This is a genomic window from Kangiella profundi (assembly GCF_002838765.1).
GTDB lineage: Bacteria > Pseudomonadota > Gammaproteobacteria > Enterobacterales > Kangiellaceae > Kangiella > Kangiella profundi.
On sequence record NZ_CP025120.1, the window covers coordinates 669,354 to 692,399 of the forward strand.

The following is a 23,046-nucleotide window of genomic DNA, read 5'->3' on the forward strand; positions in this document are numbered from 1 at the left end:
AACATACTACCCAGATCGGAGAATAAAGGAAAGTACTGGGCTTTCGGAAAAGTAACAGATTGTTACATGATGAGAGCTGAATGTTGAAGGGGGCAGAGAGTGAAAATACCCTCTGCACACACTCGAACTAGCAATTGTCGATTAAGCGAGCTCTGGTTGTAATTTTAAAATATCGTCTAATACACAGTCTTTAAGAGCAACTTTCTGATTGCTGCCGTAGTCAATCATGACGATGCGGCTTTTGCCCAGAGTGGTGACTGTCTGCTGCTGTTGACTGAATGCCTGATATTCCATGGTAAAACCAAATTCTTCAAGTTCAGTGATTCGTGTACCGACAATTAATGTATCCGGATAAACCACAGGGCGACGATAGCGCGTATAAATGTCAGCAAGAATTGGGCCAACCGTGTTATTGGTGATTTTAGCTTCCTGCCCTAAAGCTTCCAGATAAGCGATACGTGCACTCTCGAAATAGCGGATATAGCTAACGTTGTTGACGTGCTGGAATGCATCCATTTCGCCCCAGGCTACTGTAATCGGAAGTATAACTGGGAACAGCTGTTTAAATTCAGTTAACGCTTGAGTTTCAGACATTAGCCTACCTTAATAATGTTTATGCTTTGGTTATCATCGTCGTCTTGCTCAATATCCGGTGTTTGAATATCGGGAGCATCGAACAGGGTGTCCTGCTCAGTAGTTTCCTGACTTAAGCTGACGAAGTCGAATAAGTTGGTATCCGTAAGGTGTGATGGAGCCACGTTACCAAGCGCTTTGAAAATAGTTTCAATACGTCCGGGATATTTGCGATCCCAGTCCTGAAGCATCATTTTGATATTTTTGCGCTGCAGGTTTTCCTGTGAGCCACACAAGTTACACGGAATGATCGGGAACTCTTTTAGTTTGGCAAACTTGGCAATATCTTTTTCTTTGCAGTAAGCCAGTGGGCGGATCACGATATGTTTACCATCATCACTTTTCAGTTTGGGTGGCATAGACTTCATCTTGCCGCCGAAGAACATATTCAGGAATAAGGTTTCAATAATGTCATCTCGATGATGGCCCAGGGCAATCTTGGTTATGCCGTTCTTTTCTGCCCAGCTGTAAATAATGCCACGACGCAGACGCGAACACAGACTGCAGGTGGTTTTTCCTTCTGGAATAATGCTTTTGACCACGCTGTAGGTATCTTCTTCGATAATTTCATAGGGAACACCCACAGACTTTAGATAATTGGGCAGTACTTCTTCAGGGAAACCCGGCTGCTTCTGATCAAGGTTTACCGCCACCAGTTCGAAGTTAACGGGAGCACTTTTTTGCAGGCCCATTAATATCTCTAGCAGAGTGTAGGAATCTTTGCCGCCCGATAAACAGACCATAATCTTGTCGCCTTCTTCAATCATGTTGAAGTCAGCGATGGCTTCACCCACCTGACGGCGCAGGCGCTTTTGCAACTTATTAAAGTTGGTCTTAGCTTTTTTATCGAGCAAGTCGCTATTCGTATTTGCAGTGGTCATCTAAAAAACCGGTTGTATTGCCGCAGAGCGCTGTGGCTCAGCTTCGAAATGGCGGCCATTATACATGAAAGAACATCCAATATTTTAGCCTTTTGTGCTAACTTTTGTGTATTATCGCAACAGTAGACGGCAATAAGTGATTGATCCTTGTTGTTTTAGTTAATCCTCAAATCCAAGGTTGTTATGGTGAAAGCAAACCCTCAGTTAGCACTCAATCAGCGATTACGAGAAGCTGAATACCATTTGGCGAGGGCTGACTCGAAGATGGCTACGTTGATTCAAAGTCATGGACCCTGCCAGATACAACCCAGCTCACGACCACCTTTTGAATACCTGATTCGTAGCATCATTTCCCAGCAATTATCATCTAAAGCCGCTTCAACCATCGTTTCCAGAGTAGAGAGCTTGCTGGGACAGCAAGGGTTTTCGGCTGAGGCCATTCTTGCTGTATCTTATGATCAACTTCGTGCTTGTGGGCTTTCCAATGCCAAGGTCCAATACAGTCAGGGGATTGCTCAAGCCTGTTTGGACGATGTTCTAGATTTTAATGCTTTGGCTGACATGCCAAGCGAAGAAGTGATTGAAACCCTGGTTCAGTTAAAAGGGGTGGGTGAGTGGACTGCCCAAATGTTTTGTATCTTCGCACTGGGCCATCTTGATGTGTTTGCGCCTGCTGATATAGGTTTGCAACGAGGTTTGCAGCATCTATACGAGCTTGAGGAAAAGCCGGCAAAACCTTTAATGCAGGAATTGACGGAGCCATGGCGTCCTTATCGAAGCGTTGCCAGTTGGTATCTGTGGCGTATTGCTGATGATATTTGATGCCTGGCTTGATGTTTTGCCTCGCTGACAGGCTTACTCATTGATATTGGGAAAATTGTAAATGCTAAATATTCTTTGGCTGTTCTTCTTTGTGGTTGCCTTTGTGCTGGCCTGTTTTCAATGGTTAATACAGGGTGACGCCACTGCCTTCCCGGAACTTGTGAAATCCATCTTTGAAATGGCCAAGCTGAGTGTGACTATTGCGATTGGCCTGATTGGCATTTTGGCTTTCTGGTTGGGGCTTTTAAAAATTGCCGAAAAGAGTGGCTTGGTCAATCTGTTGGCCAGGGCACTGGCTCCACTGTTTCGTAAGTTAATGCCTGAAGTACCGAGTGGGCATCCCGCATTAGGCAGCATCAGCATGAATATGGCGGCCAATATGCTGGGCCTCGATAATGCAGCAACTCCAATGGGCATCCGAGCGATGGAGCAGTTACAGGAGCTAAACCCGCGCAAAGAGGAGGCCAGCAATGCGCAAATTCTGTTTCTGGTGCTTAATACCTCAGCAGTGACCATCATTCCAATCACAATCCTCCTCTACCGTGCACAAATGGGGGCAGCCGATCCCGCAGCTGTTTTTCTTCCTATATTACTAGCAACCTGCGCATCAACTTTTTTTGGTTTGTTGGCAGTTTCCATCGTTCAAAAGATTGATATTTTTAATCGCGTCATTGCCGGCTACTTTCTGGTATTTGCCGGTTTGATAGGTGCTATGGTCTGGAGCCTTGTTAGCTTGCCAGCAGAGCAGATGGCTGAAGCCAGCTCTTCTTTAGGTAATTTTTTACTGATGGCAGCGATAGTTACCATTCTCATCTATGGATGGCGCAAGAAGGTTGCGGTGTATGAGGACTTCGTCGAAGGGGCCAAAGAGGGCTTCAAAGTTGCGGTGACCATTATCCCATACCTGGTTGCCATGTTGACCGCGATTGGTGCATTGCGTGCTTCAGGAGCGCTGGATGCTGTGGCGGATGGGTTAGCATGGCTTTTTGGTAGCCTTGGCTTTGATACACGCTTTGTGGAAGCGTTACCTACCGCTTTGATGAAACCTTTTAGTGGCAGTGGTGCACGTGCCATGATGTTGGAAACCATGCAAAGCCAGGGAGTAGACTCATTTGTTGGATATATGGTGGCAACAATCCAGGGAAGTACCGAAACCACATTTTATGTCTTGACCGTTTATTTTGGCGCGGTGGGCATCAAGCGGATCAGACATGCGCTTTCCTGTGGTTTGATTGCCGATTTCGCGGGTATTCTGGCGGCCATATTATTGACCTATTGGTTCTTCGCATAGGAGCTGTTGGGTATAGCTGTAAAGTGGTTACTAACTGCCGAAAAATTATACAACCGATAGAGGGTATCTTATATTTTTTTCAGAATATTGGTGAAAAAAAGTCCCAAAAATATGACAGTTGAACAAAGAGAAATCCACAAGCAAGCCAAAAGCTAGATTTGACAAGGCTTTGCGCCTGTATAGAAAATATTCAGAATCAAAATAGACTAGTGCAAACATGTTATGTTATTGATTTATATAGGAAAACATCTGGGCTGTACAAAAAATGAACAATTTGTATGAGGGGCCAGTGTTTTCGGGCTTAGGCAAAGTTTCTTGCAACTTTTCCCCAAAGTTATCCACAGATTTTGTGAAAAAATGTTTACAGAATTTTGACGCTGTTGTGACAATGTGACACTTCATTTATCTCAAAGTGTCACATCTCATATAAACAGGGGATTTTGGAGGGCTTTGGGTTTACTCTTTAGTACCGCTGGCGACCGTATAGGCTGGACCTTGCTTGTGCTTTTTGTAGTTACCGAAGATTTCCTTGAAGGCTTTCTTCATGAAGTCGCGGAGTCCAGTGATGGTAACTACATAGAAAGTACCGCCTGGCTCGAGTCGATCCCAGGCATCCTGCAGGAAAATATAAAGAAGCTCATTACCCACTTTGGCTGGGATATTTGAACATATCACATTGAAGTTATTTTCTGTTACTGTGCTAAAGCCGTTGCTAAGGCGTGCAGTTGCGTTTGAAACTCCATTGAGCTGACAGTTCTTGTTGGCATAATCAACTGCAACAAAATCCTTATCGACCATTAGAGTTTGTCCTTGGGGCGCCTGTTTTGCCATGGTGATGCCCAATGCACCATAACCACAGCCCAGATCGAGACAATTGTCGGTTGGCTCAATGTCCATGTACTTCAGCAGCATGACAGTGCCGTCATCGATATTACGCGGAGAGAAAAGCCCCCAGGTAGTTTTGAATTGCAGCGGAAAGCCGCAAAGCGTCTCTTTGAAGCTGAGGTCTTTTTTCAATTCTGCGATATCAGATTTAGTGTAATGAGCCATGAGATAAGGGTAACCGTTAAAGATGGCGCGATTTTATCACTATGTCGTCAGAATCCCTAATACTCGCAGGGGGATTGATGTCGCTTGTGAATCGGAGCCTGTGATAGAATGCGCTTCATATTTTCGCCTTGATATAGATAGGTTTCATGAATCAAACCCCTTTTGTTTTTTATTGCCGCCCAGGTTTTGAGTCAGACTGTGCCGCTGAAGTGCAGTCATTTGCTAACGCCTGTGATTTGGCGGGCTATGCTAATACCATGCCGAATTCGGGGTATGTGCGCTTTTTCCTGTTTGATGAAGCCAGTGAGCAGACGTTTTTTGAAGAGCTGGATATTAGTGAGCTAATTTTTGCTCGCCAGTGGTTCTGGGCTAAAGCAGAACTGGTGGAGTTGCCACTGGAAGACCGTATCACTCCGATTCTTGAGGTATGTAGCGAAGTAGCTATGGCTAAGCAGGTTTTGGTCGAGCATCTGGACAGCGATGAAGGACGAGAGCTTTCCAAGTTTTGTAAAAAATTTACAACTCCCGTTACTATCGCGCTGGAGAAGCAGGGCTTAATCCACGAAGACAGTGAGTTCCAGCTGCATTTGTTGTTTTTAGCCACTGACCATTGTTTGGTGGGCTTTTCACCGGTTGGACGAGCATCTGAATTAAAAGGCGGAATTCTGCGCCTAAAGTTTCCCAAGGACGCACCAAGCCGCTCAACTTTAAAGCTGGAAGAAGCGATTCAAACTCTGATGTCCGGCAAGCAGCGTAAAGCCGTTTTGCGTTTAGGACATACGGCGGTAGATCTGGGTGCTGCACCGGGAGGCTGGACCTATCAGCTGGTACAACATGGCTTGCAGGTGACCGCCATTGATAACGGCGCCATGGATAAAAAGCTGATGCAGACCGAGCATGTGATTCACCTCAAAGATAACGCTTTGGCCTGGATGCCTGAAAAGCCAGTAAAAATACTGGTGTGTGACATGGTGGAAAAACCGTCATTGGTCGCTAAGTTGATGGCCAAATGGCTGGTTGCCGGTAAAACGGAACATGCCATCTTCAATTTAAAATTACCAATGAAAAAGCGCTTTCAGGAAGTGAATGATTGTATTGGTATGATATGTGATGAGCTTGAAGAAGCGGATATTGATTATTTCTGGCAGGCTAAGCATCTGTATCATGACCGTGAAGAAATTACGGTTTATTTCCGACGTAAGATGAAAAATCAGCAACAGTAGCTATTTGTATGCAAAATCACGACTTATCAAAAGAGAGATCATCACAAGAGATTCCATTAGGTAAGCAGGTTGAGTACCCATCGCAGTATCAGCCTGAGCTTTTGTTTCCGGTTGCGCGCCAGCTTAAACGCGATGAGATTAATATTCAGGGGCAGCTTCCTTTTCACGGCACGGATATCTGGAATGCTTACGAATTGTCGTGGCTGAACAGTAAGGGTAAACCCCAGGTAGCCATTGCCGTGTTCGAATTTGATTGTGCGAGCACCAACATCATTGAGTCGAAATCTTTCAAGCTGTATTTAAACTCTCTTAACCAGACCCGCTTTACTGATTGGCCAACTGTCGAAAAAACGTTGACCGAAGATTTATCAAAAGCGGCAGGGGCGACGGTTTCTGTGAAATTGTATGAAGTTGAAGCTTACAACCAAAGTGTTCCGGTCAATGAATGGCAGGGAATTTTGCTTGATGAGCAGGATATTGAGGTGAACAGTTACCAATATGATCCTGAGCTGTTAGAAGTGGACTCAGAGGAAGAGACTTCAGAAAGTCTCTACAGCCACCTGCTTAAGAGTAATTGCCTGATTACTTCTCAGCCGGATTGGGCCAGTATTCTTATTGAATACAAAGGTCCGAAAATCAATCATGAGTCATTACTGAAGTATCTAATCTCTTTCAGAAACCACAATGAATTTCATGAGCAATGTGTCGAGCGGGTATTCACAGATATCTTGCGACACTGCAAGCCGTCAGAATTGACTGTGTACGCCCGTTATACCCGCCGGGGAGGGTTGGATATCAATCCGTGGCGATCAAACGTCAAAGCCAAGCTCTGCAGCAATCAGCGTCACTCTCGTCAGTAGATTTATTCTGTATAAAGCAAAAACTGTTGTTCAATAAAAAACCCAGCGATGCGCTGGGTTTTTATACTTATTAAAGTATGGACACTTGGTTTATTTAACGCCGTGCATACCTTTCTTAAGAATAGGTGATATAAGAATCATAAAGATACCTACACCAATACCCCACCACATTAGAGTGGTATAAAGATCAGTATAAGTTGCCAGAGCAGCTCCTACATCAGTAATTTCACCGTTTGCATCAGTTTCAATCTCTGCACTGCGAGCAATACGTGTTGCAACTGTTTCCGATAATGCTGTAGCCAGGAACCAGGTACCCATACTAACGCTAACCACTTTAGAAATCGAAAGTTTGGTTACCGCTGACAGGCCAACTGGCGATAAGCAAAGCTCGCCCATGGTGTGTAATAGGTAGGCAAGAATTAACCAGATCATGGCGACTTTACCAGCTTCGTTAGGGAACTCAGCACCTAAGATTAAAGCACCGAAGCCTAAACCAGCCAGAATAATGCCAAAGCCAAACTTCACTGGGGTACTAGGATTCATGCGGCGTTTGTCTAACCATACCCAGAGTGTTGCAAATGGGATTGCCAGCAGCATGATGAAACCTGCATTTAGGGAGCCGAACATGGATGCTTTGATTTCAGCATCACCAATCTCACGATCTAATACACGATCCGCATAGAATGTCATTGAGCCAGCTGATTGCTCAAACAAGGCCCAGAATACGATAGTTGAGAGAATCAACACCATCAATACTACTGTTTGGCCATACTCAACAGAGTTGTGCTTTACGAAACCGTAAATCACAAATCCTAGAATGACGAATACCGATAAGTAACCAAGTGCGTTCGAATCTTCGCTGAATAAGTAAGTGAAAGATAGCGCACCGCCAATTCCAGAGTTCAGCTCATGAACAGCAGATGCAAAAGGTGCTAATGATTCATACCAGAAAGATACTTCGATTTCTGAAAGAACTGCCAAAGTTCCTAATAGAATACCTACTGCAGCAATAATACGAGCAGTCGTACGGCTGTGATCGCGGTTATGGAAGAACATTGAATACATGATGATGCCAATAATCGCGATGACCAGGAAAATATTTTGAGTGGCATGAACGATCGGCTCTTTTTGCACCAATAACCAAACTACAGGAAGGAATAAAATGGTTCCTATATAGATAGCCGTTTCTTTATTTACTAAGCCGAAAACTTTTTCTTTCAGGATTGCTGGGTTATTTGGTTCTGCATGGCCATATAGGTATTTTTGACCTTTGAGGAAGGTAATCAAACCAATAATCATACCGATACCGGCAGCGCCAAAGCCGTATTTCCAGCCATAAGTTTCACCTAACCAACCACAAAGTAAAGTTGCTACGAATGAGCCAATATTGATGCCCATATAGAAAATGGTGAAGCCAGAATCACGACGTGGATCATCTTTACCGTATAACTGACCAACAATGGTTGAAATATTTGGCTTCAAGAAACCGACACCCATTACGATTAGAGCTAAGGACATGTAAAAGACTTTGAGCGCCTGTGTATCCTGAATTGTGACATCTTCCGCTAACACTGTTCCTGCAGTTAAAACGGTACCATCTACCAGAGTTAAGTCGTCTGTAAGAACGGTTCCCGCTGCATAATGCAGGGCCTGGAAGCCTTCATAGGCCATACCAATGTGTCCCAGGGACAGTAAGATACCACCAAATACAACGGCTTTTCGCATACCCAAGTATTTATCGGCCAACATACCACCAATAACTGGCAATGCGTAAACAAGACCCGCATAAGCGCCTAAAATATCAAGACCGGCGCCATCGCTGAACAGGTGATACTTTGTCAAATAAAGAAGTAGCAGGTACTTCATACCGTAGAATGAGAAACGCTCCCACAACTCGGTTGTGAAGCAAACATACAAGCCTTTGGGGTGACCCCACAGTTCTGGCTCTTTGATTTGAGTGTTATTCGTTTCGGCCGTCATTGTCGGCGGACTCCTATAAAAATGGATTTGAACTTAAAATTGTCGAATGAACTATTTATAGTTTTATAGTGTTTATCACGAGTATCAGTGATAAAACGATCACGTTAGTTTAGCTAGCAGTCGTTTGAAAGCAAGGAAAAATGGGCTTTTTTACTTAAATCTGGTTAAAAAATGTACAGTTTGTGGTGGGGATTCATGCATCAACCGAGCCTTTTCAATGAACAATCTTCTGATAGTATTCGACTAAAGGATGCTGAGCTTGAGTATTGGCCTGTGTTTCTGAGTGATAAAGAGGCAGGTGGTTATTTGAGTAAGTTGCTGAAAGTTACGGATTGGCAGACTGAAACTATACGCATTGCTGGAGTAGAACGATTAGTGCCCAGGTTGACTGCCTGGTATGGGGAACCAGGGGCTAGTTATAGTTATTCAGGAGTTTTGCATCATCCGACAGCCTGGAATCAGGAATTATTGACTCTAAAAAAGCAAATTGAGCAGTGTTGTGGAGAAAGCTTCAACAGCGCACTATTGAATCTGTATAGGAATGGTAAGGATAGCGTTGCCTGGCATAGTGATGATGAGCCAGAGCTTGGACAGCAGCCTATTATTGCTTCCTTAAGTTTAGGAGCACCGCGAAGCTTCCAGCTAAAACACAAAAAGGACCCTCATTTACGTCACAAACTGACGCTGACTTCTGGTAGTCTATTGGTCATGCGTGGTGATACGCAACAATGCTGGTCGCATCAGGTTCCGAAAGAACCTGCGGTTACTGAGCCTAGAATAAATATCACATTTCGGAATATTGTTACTAACTCAAATCAATAAGGAGCCAACGTGTCATTTCTTGCCTGTCGCGTCTTTGAAAATAAGAAGCTTGAGAATGAGGGAAAAGAGTCAAAAGTCAGTCATCGGCTGGTGCAGATGGAGCTTGATGAATTGACTGCCGGTGATGTAGTAATTCGAGTTGAATACTCAAGTATCAATTACAAGGATGCATTGGCAGCTTCAGGTCGTGGCAAAATCATGAAGCAGTTTCCGCTCAATGCCGGAATTGACTTGGCTGGAGTGGTAGAGTATTCAGATTCTCCCAATTTTTCAAAAGGCGATCGTGTTCTGGTTAATGGGTGTGGTGTGGGTGAACAGTTTGACGGTGGTCTGGCTCAGTATGCGCGAGTTCAGTCTGATTGGGTCATTAAGATTCCCGAAAGCTATGATGCTCGCCAGGCAATGATTATTGGCACTGCTGGCTTTACTGCGGCCCTGGCTATCCATCGCATGCAGGTTAATGACCAGAAGCCAGAAATGGGTCCAGTCGTAGTCACAGGTGCCAGTGGTGGTGTCGGTAGCATCGCGGTAAATCTTTTAAGCAAGTTAGGTTTTGAGGTTATCGCTCTGACAAGCCGCAAAAGCATGCATGAGTATTTATTTGAATTAGGGGCGAACAAAGTGGTTAGTGAAGACGAACTTGGAATGTCCGATAAGCCGCTTGGCAAAGCGCTGTTTGGCGGTGCGATTGATAATATTGGCGGCAAAACACTAAGCAAGATTATTGCGCACACTCAGCTGTGGGGAAATGTGGCCTCCATTGGTTTGGCGCAAAGTCCTGACCTTGAAGCTAAAGTGTTTCCATTCATTTTACGCGGTGTCAGTCTGTTGGGAATTAGTTCAACTAACTGTCCAATGCCGTTGCGCACTAAGCTATGGCATCAGTTTGGGAGAGAGTTGCCATTGCCAGACTTCGAAACAATTGTCAGCAAAGAAATTAACTTAAAAGATGTCTCACCTTATTTTGATGAGCTGATCGATAAAAAACATCATGGTCGTCTAATAGTGAACTGCCAATAACAAGACCTTTGAAAAAGAAGATTATGCAAACAGGATTTCACTTTGAAGACGTCGACGCCCAACAGACCATTATAATTACTGCAAGTCGACGTCAGTCGCGTTTTATACGTGAGCAATATGCGGAGTATCAATTACAGAAAGGCTTGGAGGTCTGGCCCAGTTTAAAGGTCATGCCCTGGCAGGCATTTATTAATTTTTGCTGGGATTTAGTTCAACAGGATTCGGTTTTGCCCTCACGGTTAACGCCAGTGCAAAGCCAGTATCTATGGCAGAAAATTGTCTCAGATTCTGAGGTTGCACAATCACTGCTCAATAGTCGACAGACGCAGAAGCTCTCTTACGATGCCTGGCGGATCTGTCAGCAATGGCAAATTAAGGCGTTGGATTATTTGCCCGGTGATCAGGACCAAACAGCATTTGAAACCTGGTTTAATCAATACCAACAATTACTGAGTGAAAAAGGTTGGATCGACCCTCATCAGCAGGCTAACTTGCTGCTTGAACATTTGGATAAGTTTGTCGAGCAGTTGCCGAACAATATTATCAGTTACGGCTTTCAACAACCATCGCCACAGCAGGAAGTGCTATTACAGGCTCTGGAGCAGCATAAGCAGCTTACTTATTGGCATATTGAGGCTCCCTCAAATGAAAATGCAGTGACCATTTATTCCTTGCCAGAGCCGAAGCAGGAACTTCTGGCAGCGGTGCGTTGGGCAAAAGAAAAATTATTGCAAAATAGAGGTGATGAACCACAACAACAGATTGCGATTGTCGTTCCTGATTTGCAAAGTCAGCGATCCTATATCGAGCGATTAATCCAGCGCGAGTTTTACGCCCAGAGTTTAATTCAGGGCAAAGACGTCCTACAGCCAATGCATGACTTTTCAATAGATGAACCTTTGTTGCAACAGCCAATGGTCGCAGTATTGATGGATGTGCTGTCTGTGGTGCAGGGGAGTGTAACCAAATCACAACTACAGCACCTTTTATTGTCGCCTTATTTGTACAAAGAACAGGAAGACCACTGGAAAGCTACTCGTCTAGAATTAGTGGTTCGAAAGTCGAATAAGGCTTTCTATTCGCGAGATGATTTGTTGAAGCTGACGCGCCATCATCAGGTGGCATGCGTTTGGTTAAAAACGGTTCAGCAGTGGCTGCAAGAAACGGATCTTTCCGCCAATGATTTCACTACTAACATGCAGTTTATTTTAGAACTACTGGCTAAGTTGCATTGGAGCGGTTACAACACATTGTCTAGTCGTGAGTATCAGGTTCAACAAACTTTTATTGAATCCATTAAATCATCACAAAGCTTGCAACGAGTGACACCGGATCGCTTGCCGTTTGCTAAAACTTTAAACTTATTAAAAACTTTCCTTGAACAACAGGGGTTCCATCAGCAACAACCGCGTGCACCTTTGCAGATTGTTGGTTTGTTAGAGGCGATTGGTTTGAAGTTTGACTCCGTATGGTTAGTTGGAGCAACCGATCAGGCGTTGCCTCAGAAAGCCGTTCCAAATCCATTCTTATCAAAAGCGTTGCAACTTAAGTATCAACTACCGGGTTCTTCACATCAGCGAGAGCTGGACTATGCGCAATCCTTGCTTGACTCTTTACGAGCCAATGCAGAGCTGGTGATTAGTTTTTCTGAACATGATGGCGAGCAGGAACAGATGCTCAGTCCCCTGCTGCAGAAATTACTACAAAAGTCTGACAGTCATCCGCAGCAGTATGACTTGCAAAGTAAAAACGCTGAGTTTATCGACAACTGGTCGATCAATGATGAGCTCGAGTTTTTCCGCGATGAAAGCGGCAAGCCAATCGAACAGTCTTATGAAGTCAGAGGCGGAACTGGTTTATTAAGAATGCAGGCAGCTTCGCCTTTTGATGCTTATTTGCGTTACCGACTCGGATTAGAGCCGTTTGAAGTTGATAGTCTTGGAATATCTTTTATGGATCGAGGCAACCTGTTCCATAGAGCCATGCAAAAAATTTGGCAACGCCTCGAAACTCAACAGGCCTTACTAAATTTAACAGCTGACGAACAGGCTGGCTTAATTGATCAAACACTAGAGTTTGTAATGAATGAAGCAAGTCGTGGAATTTATTTGCTCAACAATGCCAATTTCTACCAGGTCGAAAAGCTGCGACTGTTTGCTTTAATAGAAGAGTCGTTGGTGCTCGATAAAGAGCGCGAACCTTTTACAGTGATTGGCACCGAAGTAGCGCGCACATTAGAGCTGGCTGGGCTGACTTTCAGCATGGTGATTGATCGCATTGATCAGTTAAATGATGGACGTTTGCTAATTATCGATTATAAAACCGGGCAACCATCTTTAATGTCTTTGCTTCGTGATCCGATTGGCGAACCACAGTTGTTGTTGTATGCCATATCCGAACAGCAATTGGGTGGAAATGTAGCAGGAATACTCTTTATGCAGGCCCACCTAAAAGCCTGCAAATATATTGGCATGACTGACGATGAAGACATGCTATCCGGCGTAAAGGCATTAAAAGATACTCAGTACAATCCTTATGGTGAGACTTTTGAGCATGCCATTGCTCAATGGCATGAGATGCTCGAGCAGTTAGCGCAGGACTTCAAAGATGGTAAAGCAAACTTGACCGAATACACGGGAGATTTTACTGACTACACCGCCATTAGCCGTTGGGCGCAACGCTCGCAGGATGTTCAAGAAATAGTAGAGGGAGGTGGTCATGACTAATTTTATGGTACCACCCGATCAAAATGTCCGAGAACAAGCGATAGATTATAGCCAGTCGTTTATTGTGCAGGCTCCAGCTGGTGCCGGTAAAACCAGTTTGTTAACACAGCGTATTCTCAATCTGCTTACCACGGTCGATAATCCGGAAGAAATTGTTGCGATTACCTTTACCCGCAAAGCTGCCGCAGAAATGCGCCATCGACTGATTGATGCTCTATTGTCTGCTAATGCTTCTGAGCCTGATGCACCACATGATAAAACTACCTGGCAGTTGGCGCAAAAAGTGTTGCAACGTAACAATGAGTTTGGTTGGGGTTTACTTGAGAATAGTCATCGCCTGCGAATCATGACTTTCGATGCCATGTCGGGCATGATTGCTAATCAAATGCCATTGTTGAGTAAGCTTGGTGGCTCTTTGGGCATTACTGATTTTGCTGCTGAATCCTATCAGCGAGCGGCAGAGACAATCGTTAATTATCTCGATGATGAAGATTATGGGCCGCACATTTTAAAACTATTGGCTCATCTTGATAATCAGGTGGAAAAGTTGATCGGGCTGCTAGCTCAGATGCTGGCCAAGCGTGATCAGTGGCTGCGTTTATTGGGTGCTGGTGAGCTGGATATTGAGATCCTGCAGGATGGCATTAACCAAATAGTTCAGTTACGACTGGAAGCTCTGCAGCAATTTCAAGCCAAACTGGAACACGGCACTTTCCTACAGGCGATTCATTTTGCCGCAGGTTTTTTAGAGCCTGGTCATGAGCTTGAGGCATTAAAGAATGTGACTCAGTTGCCCGAATTTAACTTTACTCATATTCGTGAGTGGCAGGCGATAGCTGAATTCTGTCTGGTCAAAGCTGGTACCTTTAAGAAGCAACTGAATAAAAAGATTGGCTTGTTGGCCGATGGCGATCTACAAGGTGAAGATAAGAAAACGGGTAAGCAAATCAAAGCCGATCTTAAAGAGCTGTTCCAGGATTGGTCAGAGATTCCTGAATTTGCTGAAACTCTAAACGATATCCGCAGCTTACCGAGTGCAGATTACAGTGAAGAACAGCAGCAGATTTTATATTCATTGTTACACCTGCTAAGACTGGTTACGGTCGAACTGACCGTTGATTTTCAATCAAACGCCGAAGCAGACTTTATTGAAATAGCCTTGGCTGCAGATCGTGCTCTGGGTTATTTCGATGAGCCATCCGAGCTGGCACTGAAACTTGATTATAAGATCAAACATCTGTTGGTTGATGAGTTTCAGGATACTTCCTTCACTCAATACCAACTGCTGAACAAACTGATTGCTGGCTGGCAACCGGGTGATGGTCGAACCTTGTTTCTGGTCGGTGACCCGATGCAGTCGATCTATAGATTCCGAGAAGCTAACGTGGGTCTTTTTATTAAAACTCAACAGGAGGGCATTAACGGCTTTCCGCTAACATCATTACAGTTAACGGCCAACTTCCGTTCGTCACCTGCGATTATTAACTGGGTTAATCGACGCTTTGAAGCTATCTTTCCTAAGCATGATGATGTGCTGTTAGGCGCGGTCAGTTACAGTCCAGCAGAGGCAATGAAGCCGCAGGGCGAGCAGGACTTTGTGGACTTCCTAACAAACTTTGATCAGCCTGGATGGAGCGAAGCTGAGTATACCGCTCAAAGTGTGCAGCGTATCTTGAAACAGGACCCCAAAGGTTCGATTGCTGTGCTGGTCCGTGGTCGGGCTCACGCTCAGGATATCATGCAGCAGTTTCGTGAGTCGGGAGTCAGTTATTACGCCAAGGATATGGAGTACCTTTCGCACAAAAGTTGTGTCACAGATTTGATGATGCTATGCCGTCTGTTATTACAACCACAAGATGGCATTGCCTGGACAGCCTTGCTCAAATCCCCTTATGTAGGGGTGACCTTGAATGACCTTAGCCATCTTCAACAGCGATTTAATCATCACTATTGGAAATTATTAGAAGAGTTTGAAGCGGTAGATGAACTGACTGAACCAGCAAAAATTGCCTTACTTAGATTAAGGCCTGTTTTGAGCAGTGCTATAGCCAATGCAGGGCGTAAACCCTTAAGTCAGTTATTGGAATCCTGCTGGATGGCACTTGGTGGACCAAGTGCTTTATTGAGTCAGGATGAGCTTGAAGATGTGTATGCAGTATTTAATTTACTGATTGAGTTGGAGGCCGACGAATGGCCAATAACTTTCGAGCGGATTCAGGCGGCGTTAGCTGAGTTATACGCCAATCAACAGGCGGACAAGGCACAGGTCGAGATTATGACCATGCATAAATCCAAAGGGCTCGAGTTTGATACGGTTATCTTGCCCTCGTTACAGAGACAGAAAAGGGCCGACAGTCATCAATTGTTGCTGTGGGAAGAGTTTACATCTCATGGCCAGCAAGGCTATTTATTGGCACCGATTCAGGCGGCAGAACAGCAGGAGCCAATTTATCAATTGGCTCGTGATATTCAAAGTAAAAAGGCCGCCTTTGAAGATGCTCGTTTATTGTATGTAGCTGCAACACGTGCCAAGAAACGCCTGTTGCTTAGCTGTGAACTAAAGCTGAAATACGATGAAGAAAAAGGTGGTGGCGAGCCAGGTAAGGGTTCAAAGGAGGGCTGGTCTTACAGTTCCATTGATAAGCGCTCTTTGCTGTATTACTTACTGCCCCACTATGAAAACACCATTAATAGAAAGTTCGAAGAGATCATCGGTAAACTGGGTGAATTAAGTGAACAGGTTGACGCTCCAAGCTTTTACGATGGCTGGTATCGTCTGAATCAACAGTGGCAGCCACCTGAGATTGATAACCAGATCAGTATTCAGGACAAAGACCTCATAGAGCGTGAAGCACTGGATTTTGACTGGGCCAGTGATGTGGCACGAGTCGTTGGTCTGGTTGTGCACAGGCAGTTGGAGTTGATTGGTTTGGGACGACAAAGCTTTGAACGGTTGGAAAAGGAGCATTTTAAAGGCCTGTTACCGCAACTCACGGAATTCCTGTCATCCGAACAGGAAGTCCAGCTGGCATTTGATAAAACTATAAAAGCTTTAAGAAATACCATGCGGGATCAAAAAGGACAGTGGCTTCTTAAACCGCATAAGGATGCTGTCTGCGAATGGGAGCTTACTGGTATGGTAGCCGATGAGCAGGGCCGGTCTGTGGTACGAAACTTTATTATTGACCGTAGCTTTGTTGATGATGCAGGTGTTCGTTGGATTGTCGATTACAAAACCGGTGACCATCAGGGCCAGGATATTGAAAACTTTATTGCATCGGAACGAGAGCGTTATGCGCCGCAACTTACTCAATATAAAGAGCTGGTCAGTCGAATAGAACAAAGACCTATTAAAACAGCATTGTACTTTCCGATGCTCAAGCGATTTGAGGAATTATAAATTGAATAAAAACACCATAGACACTGGACGATTACTATTAAGACCCTTTGATGCATCAGATCTGGATGATTATCTTGAGTATGCTCTTGACCCAGAAGTGATGAAATATATTCGTCCGGTGGGTGATCCCAAAGTTGCGCGTGAGATGTTTTTGAGTCATGCCGGTGACTGGACAGGAGAAGAGGGACGATGGATGGGTGCTGCAGTCGTCCTCAAAGATACTGGAAAAATGATTGGTGACGTTGGCTTTCGTTACAAAAGCAAACAGCATCAGCAAATAGAGATTGGTTATAAATTTAACCGTCATTTTCAAGGACATGGTTATGGCTCTGAGGCTTTACAGGCTCTCTTGAAGTTAATTGTTCGTGACTGGCCATTTCATAAGCTAGTGGCCTATTGTGAACCGAGAAATATAGCTTCCTGGAAGCTGATGGAAAAAATTGGCATGCAGAGAGAGGGATATTTTCAGGAAAACTTTAACTTTGATGGGCGTTGGCAAAACGAAGTGGCTTATGGCGTTTTGAAAAGAAATTTGAAACTTTAAGTATCAGCAATAAAAAAGGAGCCGAAGCTCCTTTTTTTGTGTGCCTAAGCTTTTTGTATACCTAGATTATCAGGCTTCATTGAGTTGCGAATCAATCCACTCACGGATTTTAGTTTCCAGTACTGGCATCGGCACAGCACCATCCACTAAAACTTCTCGATGGAATGCTTTTATTTCAAACTTATCGCCAAGCTTTCGCTCTGCTTCCGCTCTCAAGTTGCTGATAATTCGTTGACCAACTTTATAGGACACTGCCTGACCTGGCCAAGCGATGTAACGTTCAACCTCTGAGACTACATCAGTATCAGCCATTGACGAATTAGCCATCATGTAATCAATGGCATCTTGGCGTGACCAGCCTTTTGCATGAAGTCCTGTATCAACGACCAGTCGCATGGCGCGTAGCATTTCATCGCTCAAACGACCATAGTATTGCATTGGGTCAGTGAACATACCCATTTCCTTACCGATGGATTCAGCATACAGTGCCCAACCTTCACTGAAAACACTCAAGCCCCCAAAACGGCGGAACATCGGCAGGCCTTCAATCTCCTGTTGCAAGGATATCTGGAAGTGGTGGCCTGGTGCTGCTTCATGAATGGACAGTGTTTCCATGCCAAATTTTGGCTGGCCCTTTAAGTTAAAGGTATTAACGTAGAAAATACCAGGACGTGAGCCATCGGGCGAACCTGCCATGTAAGAAGCCCCAGCTGCAGATTCGGCGCGGAAGGCTTCTACTGCGCGAACTTCGTAATCGGTTTTAGGTGCTATATCGAACATGCTCGGCAATAACTTGTTTACCTTGGCCTGTAAATCTCGATAGCCCTGCAACAAATCTTCTTCGTTGTCATAGTAAAACTCTGGGTTGGCCTGAACATACTTGAACCAGTCTTCCAGAGTACCCTCAAAGCCAACTTGTGCCATTACCTGTTCCATCTCAGCGCGGATACGAGCAACTTCGTCGAGCCCAAACTGATGAATTTCTTCTGCCGTCAGATCGGTAGTGGTGTAGGTTTTAAGTTGATAGTTGTACCAGGCTTCACCATTAGGTTGCTCACTTAAACCGAAGCTATCCCGTGCATGCTGCATGTAATCGTCTTTAATGTAGTCATGTAGATTTTTATAGGCAGGAACTAATTTCTCAACGATTGCCTGCTTGTAAGCTGCTTCAAGACGCTTCTTGTCTTCGTCAGAAAAATCTTCAGGCATATTCGTTATTGGGGTATAGAAAATGCTCTGTGTTGGATCTTCAACTACGTGGGCAGCCAGTTGTGGGATAACCTTTTGCATAAGAGCTTTTGGCTGAACAACTTTTTTCTCAATTCCCTGATTCATGTTGGTAATAGCTTGCTCCATAATTGCAACGCCACCATCAACACGTTTCAGCCAGTTTTCGTAATCTTCCACTGTTTTAAATGGTTGGAAGCTTTGGCCAGAACCCAGCTGGGCAAAAAAGTTTGCGATATTGCTGGACTGATTAATTGGAATTAAGTGGCCCGGAAACTGCTCGCCGTTGAGGCTGTGTTCCGAGTTGTATATGTAAATGTCATAGCTAAGGCGATCTTGACCAGTTAACAGCTTTCGATCAATCTGCCTTACTTTGTCTAACCACTCGACGGTGAAGTCGTGACTTTTCTTACGAAACTCAGGTGATAAGAAATTGGGTAACTTGTCGTTATATCCGTGTACCCCAATAGCTGTTGCCTGGATTGGATTAAGAGCCAGACTTGCCTGGAATTGTTGCTCGAATATTTGATTAAGCGCTTTAGAAGCTTCTTCCGTGGTCATCGTTTGTTCTGACTGACTCTGTGTCACTTCTGCAGTAGCAGTTTTTGTTGTTGTCTGTTCTTGCTCATTGCTACAGCCATAAAGTACTAAAGCCAGACTAAGACTTACTAGGGTTATTTTGGTCATATTATTTTCCTGAATCTTTCCTCTCGAGCTAAGAACATTAGCACTAAATTATTGAAGAGGATATGATTTGTAATATCTGTTTACAAATAGGCCACAAGGCCCATAAAGGCATTAATATGAATGACACTGTTTCTTCCAGTAAAGCATTGGCGGATAACCGTCTGGCTAAAGTTGTTAAGTTCATCCAGTCATACCCAAAGTTTATACGGGGCTTCCTGCTTAACTTTGTGATTAGAAAAACTGTGAAGTTGGTGGGCACAGCCAAAATAGAAGTGTTAAAACTGACTAAGGATGAATCGATATTCCGAATTCAGAACCGCAAGAAAGTACAGAATCATATAGGTACCGTTCATGCTGCGGCCATGGCTCTCATCGCTGAAACCGCCACCGGTATGGTGGTAGGGATGAATGTTCCAGATGATAAGTATTTGGTGATAAAGACCCTGAAAGTTGACTTCATGAAAAGGGCTGTTGGAAGTTTAACTGCCAGGGCAAACCTGACAGAAGAACAGCGCCAATCGATTTTGAGCGAAGAAAAAGGAGAGGTAAATGTGGCGGTAAGCGTTATGGATGAGGAAAACAAGGAGCCGATTGAGTGCACCATGATATGGGCCTGGACCCCAAAGAGGCGTTGAGAAAGCAGGAGTTTTAACAATAAAAGCACTGTGTTAGTGCAATTTGGGTATGCAGTAAGCATCAGATTGGTTAAAATATCGCCCTTTTGCGCCTGCGCAAACTCATTCATTACAAGTACTAATTTGAATATGTTGGAAGTAAACCCTATCCGTGAACAATTGAAAGATATGTCTGAGCGTGTTGAAACGCTTAGGGGGTATCTTTGACTTTGATACAAAGCAAGAAAGGCTTGTAGAAGTCGAGCGCGAGCTTGAGCAGCCCGATGTCTGGAATGACCAGGAAAGAGCTCAGTCTCTTGGCCAGGAAAGAGCCAAGCTGGAAGCCGTCGTTAACACCATAAAAGATCTTGAGACAGGTATAGCCGATAATCAGGAGTTGCTTGAGTTATCCGTTGAAGAGGATGATGCTGATAGCGTCACCGAGATTGAGAATGAAGTAAAACAACTGAATGCCAGTCTTGAAAAGCTAGAATTCCGTCGAATGTTTTCTGGCGAAATGGATGAAAATAACGCCTACCTTGATATCCAGGCGGGTTCAGGCGGCACCGAAGCCCAGGACTGGGCCAGCATGTTGTTAAGAATGTACCTTCGCTGGTGTGAAAGCCGAGGGTTTAAAGCCGAAGTGACTGAAGAGTCAGATGGTGATGTAGCTGGAATTAAAAGTGCTACTATCAGAGTCGAAGGCGAATATGCTTATGGCTGGTTGAGAACGGAAACCGGTGTTCACCGTTTGGTGAGAAAGTCTCCATTTGACTCAGGCAATCGTCGCCATACTTCCTTTGCATCGGTATTTGTCTATCCCGAAGTTGACGATGATATTGATATCGAGGTTAATCCGGCAGACTTACGAGTAGATACTTACCGTGCCAGTGGCGCCGGTGGTCAGCACGTCAACAAAACCGATTCTGCGATACGCTTAACGCACATTCCGACTGGAATTGTGGTGCAATGTCAGAATGATCGCTCTCAGCACAAAAATCGTGCTCAGGCGATGAGTATGATGAAAGCCAAGCTCTATGAGCTTGAGATGCAAAAGCAGCGAGAAGAGCAGCAGGCCCTGGAAGATACTAAGTCCGATATTGGCTGGGGCAGCCAGATTCGATCTTATGTATTGGATCAGTCGCGGATTAAGGATCTACGTACCGGACATGAATCAAGTAATACTCAGGCGGTTTTGGATGGAGATTTGGACAGCTTTATCGAAGCCTCGCTCAAAGCAGGCGTTTAACTTCAGCGCTTTGTGCGTTGTAATTGCTTTGTTAAAACTTTTTAAGCGGAGCAGTCACCTACTAAAAGTAGGCTCCGGCCATCGCTAAAAAGTTTTGCCGCGCACTTACTTAGCAAAAACGCTGAAGTGGTTCAGAAGGGAGCTGTATCTGCTGCCCACAAACGCTCTAAAAGTGAGGCAAGTAGGCTCCGGCCCTCGCTAAAAAAGTTTTGCCTCGCACTTACTTAGTAAAAGTGCTGAGGTAGCGTGTAGGAGCCACCTGTGGTCGCTCGATTTTGAACGCGAATTCAAGGTTAGCTTAACCAGGATAATGTTTGGACAAATTGAAAGTGTTTTGACATTTTTATCACATCAAAAATTTAATATTGAAAACGTAACTAGTTATTTAACGGTAAATTGAGGTAATAAACGAAAATGAGCAATCAAGAAACCCCAGTAGTTGATGTCAACGAGCAGATTACTTTACGTAAGCAAAAGTTGGCAGATAAACGAAAACAGGGGATTGCCTTCCCGAACGACTTCCGTCGTGATTCTTTAGCTGAGGAAATTGCCCACGAGTATGGCGATAAGGAAAAGACTGAGCTTGAAGAATTGGGTAAGAAGGTAAAGGTTGCTGGCCGCATCATGTTATTCCGTAACATGGGTAAAGCGAGTTTTATTACCATTCAGGATATGTCTGGTCGCATTCAATCTTACGTCCGCAAAGATGCAGTTGGTGATGAAGTCTATGAAGATTTTAAAACCTGGGACATCGGCGATATTGTTGGCATTGAAGGTACTGTTTTTAAAACCAACAAAGGCGAGCTATCTGTTAAAGCATCCAGTATTCGACTATTAACTAAATCATTACGTCCGTTACCTGACAAGTGGAGCGGTTTGTCAGATCAGGAAACGCGTTATCGTCAGCGCTATGTCGATCTAATTGTTAATCAACAATCTCGTGAAACTTTCATTGTTCGCTCAAAAGTGGTTAAGGCGATTCGTGACTTTTTAGAATCTCGCGATTTCCTTGAAGTTGAAACCCCAATGATGCATGTGATTCCTGGCGGTGCATCTGCACGCCCATTCGAGACGCACCACAATGCATTGGATATGCCACTTTATTTGCGTATTGCACCAGAGCTATATTTAAAGCGTTTAGTTGTGGGTGGTCTTGAAAAAGTATTTGAGATCAACCGTAACTTCCGTAACGAAGGTTTATCGACTCGCCATAACCCAGAGTTCACCATGCTTGAGTTCTACTGGGCCTATGCTGATTATAATGACCTGATGGATCTGACTGAAGCAATGTTGCGTTATACGGTTGAAACGGTGCTTGGTAAGACGGTGTTTGAAAGCAGTGGTGAAACTTATGATTTTGGCAAGCCATTTGCACGTATGACGGTACTTGAAGCCATCATGAAATATCAGCCAGAAATTAAGCTTGAGCAATTAACTGATATGGATAAGGCTCGTGAAGTCGCTAAGCGTTTGAAACTTAAGTTGGAAGACTCATGGGGCTTGGGCCGTGTTCAGATTGAAATCTTCGAAGAAGTGGCTGAACATAAATTGATTCAACCAACTTTCATTACTGCATATCCAGCAGAAGTGTCTCCATTGGCACGTCGTAATGATGAAGATCCCTTCATTACTGACCGCTTTGAATTCTTTGCTGGTGGTCGCGAGTTAGCCAATGGCTTCTCAGAGTTGAATGACGCAGAAGATCAGGCGGATCGTTTCAAGGCACAGGTTGAAGCGAAAGATGCAGGCGACGATGAAGCTATGCACTATGATGCTGACTACATCCGTGCACTAGAGTATGGCCTTCCGCCAACTGCTGGTGAGGGCATCGGTATTGATCGTCTGGTGATGTTGTTGACTGATAGTCCAAGTATTCGTGATGTGTTGCTATTCCCGCATATGCGACCTGAATAAAAATTGTCTTTTTTGCCTAATACTTCGTTATAAAGCAATTTATCTTGCTCATTTACTTTTAGTAAACTCCGCGAGATAAATTGCTTAAAGCCTCGTCTTAGAC

Annotated in this window: 17 protein-coding genes; 12 read left to right on the forward strand and 5 right to left on the reverse strand. The window is 44.4% G+C overall.

Features of this window, described 5'->3' with window-relative positions; genetic code table 11:
• Nucleotides 1-141: 141 nt before the first annotated feature.
• Nucleotides 142-594 (reverse strand): acyl-CoA thioesterase, encoded by a 453-nt coding sequence (locus CW740_RS03285; protein ID WP_106646189.1) that lies wholly within the window; start codon nt 592-594, stop codon nt 142-144.
• The gene (gene ttcA, locus CW740_RS03290) at nt 594-1,514 is read right to left on the reverse strand and encodes a tRNA 2-thiocytidine(32) synthetase TtcA (protein WP_106646190.1); all 921 of its coding nucleotides are present in this window, start codon (nt 1,512-1,514) and stop codon (nt 594-596) included. The genes CW740_RS03285 and ttcA overlap by 1 nt, the downstream gene beginning before the upstream one ends.
• Before the next feature lie 183 nt (nt 1,515-1,697).
• On the opposite strand from ttcA, the gene CW740_RS03295 reads away from it, so the two are divergent.
• On the forward strand, nt 1,698-2,336 hold the full coding sequence (locus tag CW740_RS03295; protein WP_106646191.1) for a DNA-3-methyladenine glycosylase family protein: 639 nt from the start codon (nt 1,698-1,700) through the stop codon (nt 2,334-2,336).
• Nucleotides 2,337-2,397: 61 nt separating this feature from the next.
• The gene (locus CW740_RS03300; RefSeq protein WP_106646192.1) at nt 2,398-3,627 is read left to right on the forward strand and encodes a nucleoside recognition domain-containing protein; all 1,230 of its coding nucleotides are present in this window, start codon (nt 2,398-2,400) and stop codon (nt 3,625-3,627) included.
• 456 nt (nt 3,628-4,083) lie between these two features.
• Here the strand turns inward: CW740_RS03300 and CW740_RS03305 are convergent, their stop codons facing one another.
• Nucleotides 4,084-4,701, reverse strand: a complete 618-nt coding sequence (locus tag CW740_RS03305) for a class I SAM-dependent methyltransferase (RefSeq protein WP_373286466.1) — start codon at nt 4,699-4,701, stop codon at nt 4,084-4,086.
• 122 nt (nt 4,702-4,823) lie between these two features.
• Here CW740_RS03305 and rlmM point away from each other — a divergent pair, with 122 nt between their 5' ends.
• Both rlmM and queF read left to right on the forward strand, forming a co-directional pair.
• Nucleotides 4,824-5,900: a 23S rRNA (cytidine(2498)-2'-O)-methyltransferase RlmM gene (rlmM, locus tag CW740_RS03310; RefSeq protein WP_106646194.1), complete on the forward strand. Its 1,077-nt coding sequence runs from the start codon at nt 4,824-4,826 to the stop codon at nt 5,898-5,900.
• A gap of 8 nt (nt 5,901-5,908) precedes the next feature.
• Nucleotides 5,909-6,760, forward strand: a complete 852-nt coding sequence (gene queF / locus CW740_RS03315; protein WP_106646195.1) for an NADPH-dependent 7-cyano-7-deazaguanine reductase QueF — start codon at nt 5,909-5,911, stop codon at nt 6,758-6,760.
• Nucleotides 6,761-6,850: 90 nt separating this feature from the next.
• Here the strand turns inward: queF and CW740_RS03320 are convergent, their stop codons facing one another.
• The gene (locus tag CW740_RS03320) at nt 6,851-8,740 is read right to left on the reverse strand and encodes a peptide MFS transporter (RefSeq protein ID WP_106646196.1); all 1,890 of its coding nucleotides are present in this window, start codon (nt 8,738-8,740) and stop codon (nt 6,851-6,853) included.
• Between the two features lie 195 nt (nt 8,741-8,935).
• Here CW740_RS03320 and CW740_RS03325 point away from each other — a divergent pair, with 195 nt between their 5' ends.
• Genes CW740_RS03325 through CW740_RS03345 form a run of 5 tightly spaced genes read left to right on the forward strand, consistent with a single transcriptional unit; the run spans nt 8,936 to nt 17,252 of the window.
• Nucleotides 8,936-9,562: an alpha-ketoglutarate-dependent dioxygenase AlkB family protein gene (locus CW740_RS03325; RefSeq protein WP_106646197.1), complete on the forward strand. Its 627-nt coding sequence runs from the start codon at nt 8,936-8,938 to the stop codon at nt 9,560-9,562.
• A 9-nt stretch (nt 9,563-9,571) separates the two neighbouring features.
• A complete protein-coding gene (locus CW740_RS03330; RefSeq protein ID WP_106646198.1) occupies nt 9,572-10,582 on the forward strand; it encodes a YhdH/YhfP family quinone oxidoreductase in 1,011 nt (336 codons plus the stop codon).
• 23 nt (nt 10,583-10,605) lie between these two features.
• The gene (locus tag CW740_RS03335) at nt 10,606-13,308 is read left to right on the forward strand and encodes a PD-(D/E)XK nuclease family protein (RefSeq protein WP_106646199.1); all 2,703 of its coding nucleotides are present in this window, start codon (nt 10,606-10,608) and stop codon (nt 13,306-13,308) included.
• Nucleotides 13,301-16,708, forward strand: a complete 3,408-nt coding sequence (locus CW740_RS03340) for a UvrD-helicase domain-containing protein (protein WP_106646200.1) — start codon at nt 13,301-13,303, stop codon at nt 16,706-16,708. The genes CW740_RS03335 and CW740_RS03340 overlap by 8 nt, the downstream gene beginning before the upstream one ends.
• 1 nt (nt 16,709) lies before the next feature.
• Nucleotides 16,710-17,252, forward strand: coding sequence for a GNAT family N-acetyltransferase (locus CW740_RS03345; RefSeq protein ID WP_106646201.1), 543 nt, complete (start codon nt 16,710-16,712; stop codon nt 17,250-17,252).
• Between the two features lie 69 nt (nt 17,253-17,321).
• On the opposite strand, the gene CW740_RS03350 is transcribed toward CW740_RS03345, so the two are convergent.
• On the reverse strand, nt 17,322-19,166 hold the full coding sequence (locus CW740_RS03350) for a DUF885 domain-containing protein (protein ID WP_106646202.1): 1,845 nt from the start codon (nt 19,164-19,166) through the stop codon (nt 17,322-17,324).
• Between the two features lie 116 nt (nt 19,167-19,282).
• Between CW740_RS03350 and CW740_RS03355 the strand changes: the two genes are divergently transcribed.
• The 3 genes from CW740_RS03355 to lysS all read left to right on the forward strand — a co-directional run bounded on the left by CW740_RS03355 (nt 19,283) and on the right by lysS (nt 22,943).
• Nucleotides 19,283-19,801, forward strand: a complete 519-nt coding sequence (locus CW740_RS03355) for a DUF4442 domain-containing protein (protein ID WP_106646203.1) — start codon at nt 19,283-19,285, stop codon at nt 19,799-19,801.
• Nucleotides 19,802-19,930: 129 nt separating this feature from the next.
• Nucleotides 19,931-21,029 (forward strand): peptide chain release factor 2 gene (gene prfB, locus CW740_RS03360; RefSeq protein ID WP_106646204.1). Its coding sequence is split into 2 segments (ribosomal slippage): nt 19,931-20,005 and nt 20,007-21,029, totalling 1,098 coding nucleotides; the frame shifts between segments, so codons are not numbered across the junction.
• A 414-nt stretch (nt 21,030-21,443) separates the two neighbouring features.
• Nucleotides 21,444-22,943, forward strand: coding sequence for a lysine--tRNA ligase (gene lysS / locus CW740_RS03365; protein WP_106646205.1), 1,500 nt, complete (start codon nt 21,444-21,446; stop codon nt 22,941-22,943).
• Nucleotides 22,944-23,046 lie beyond the last annotated feature (103 nt).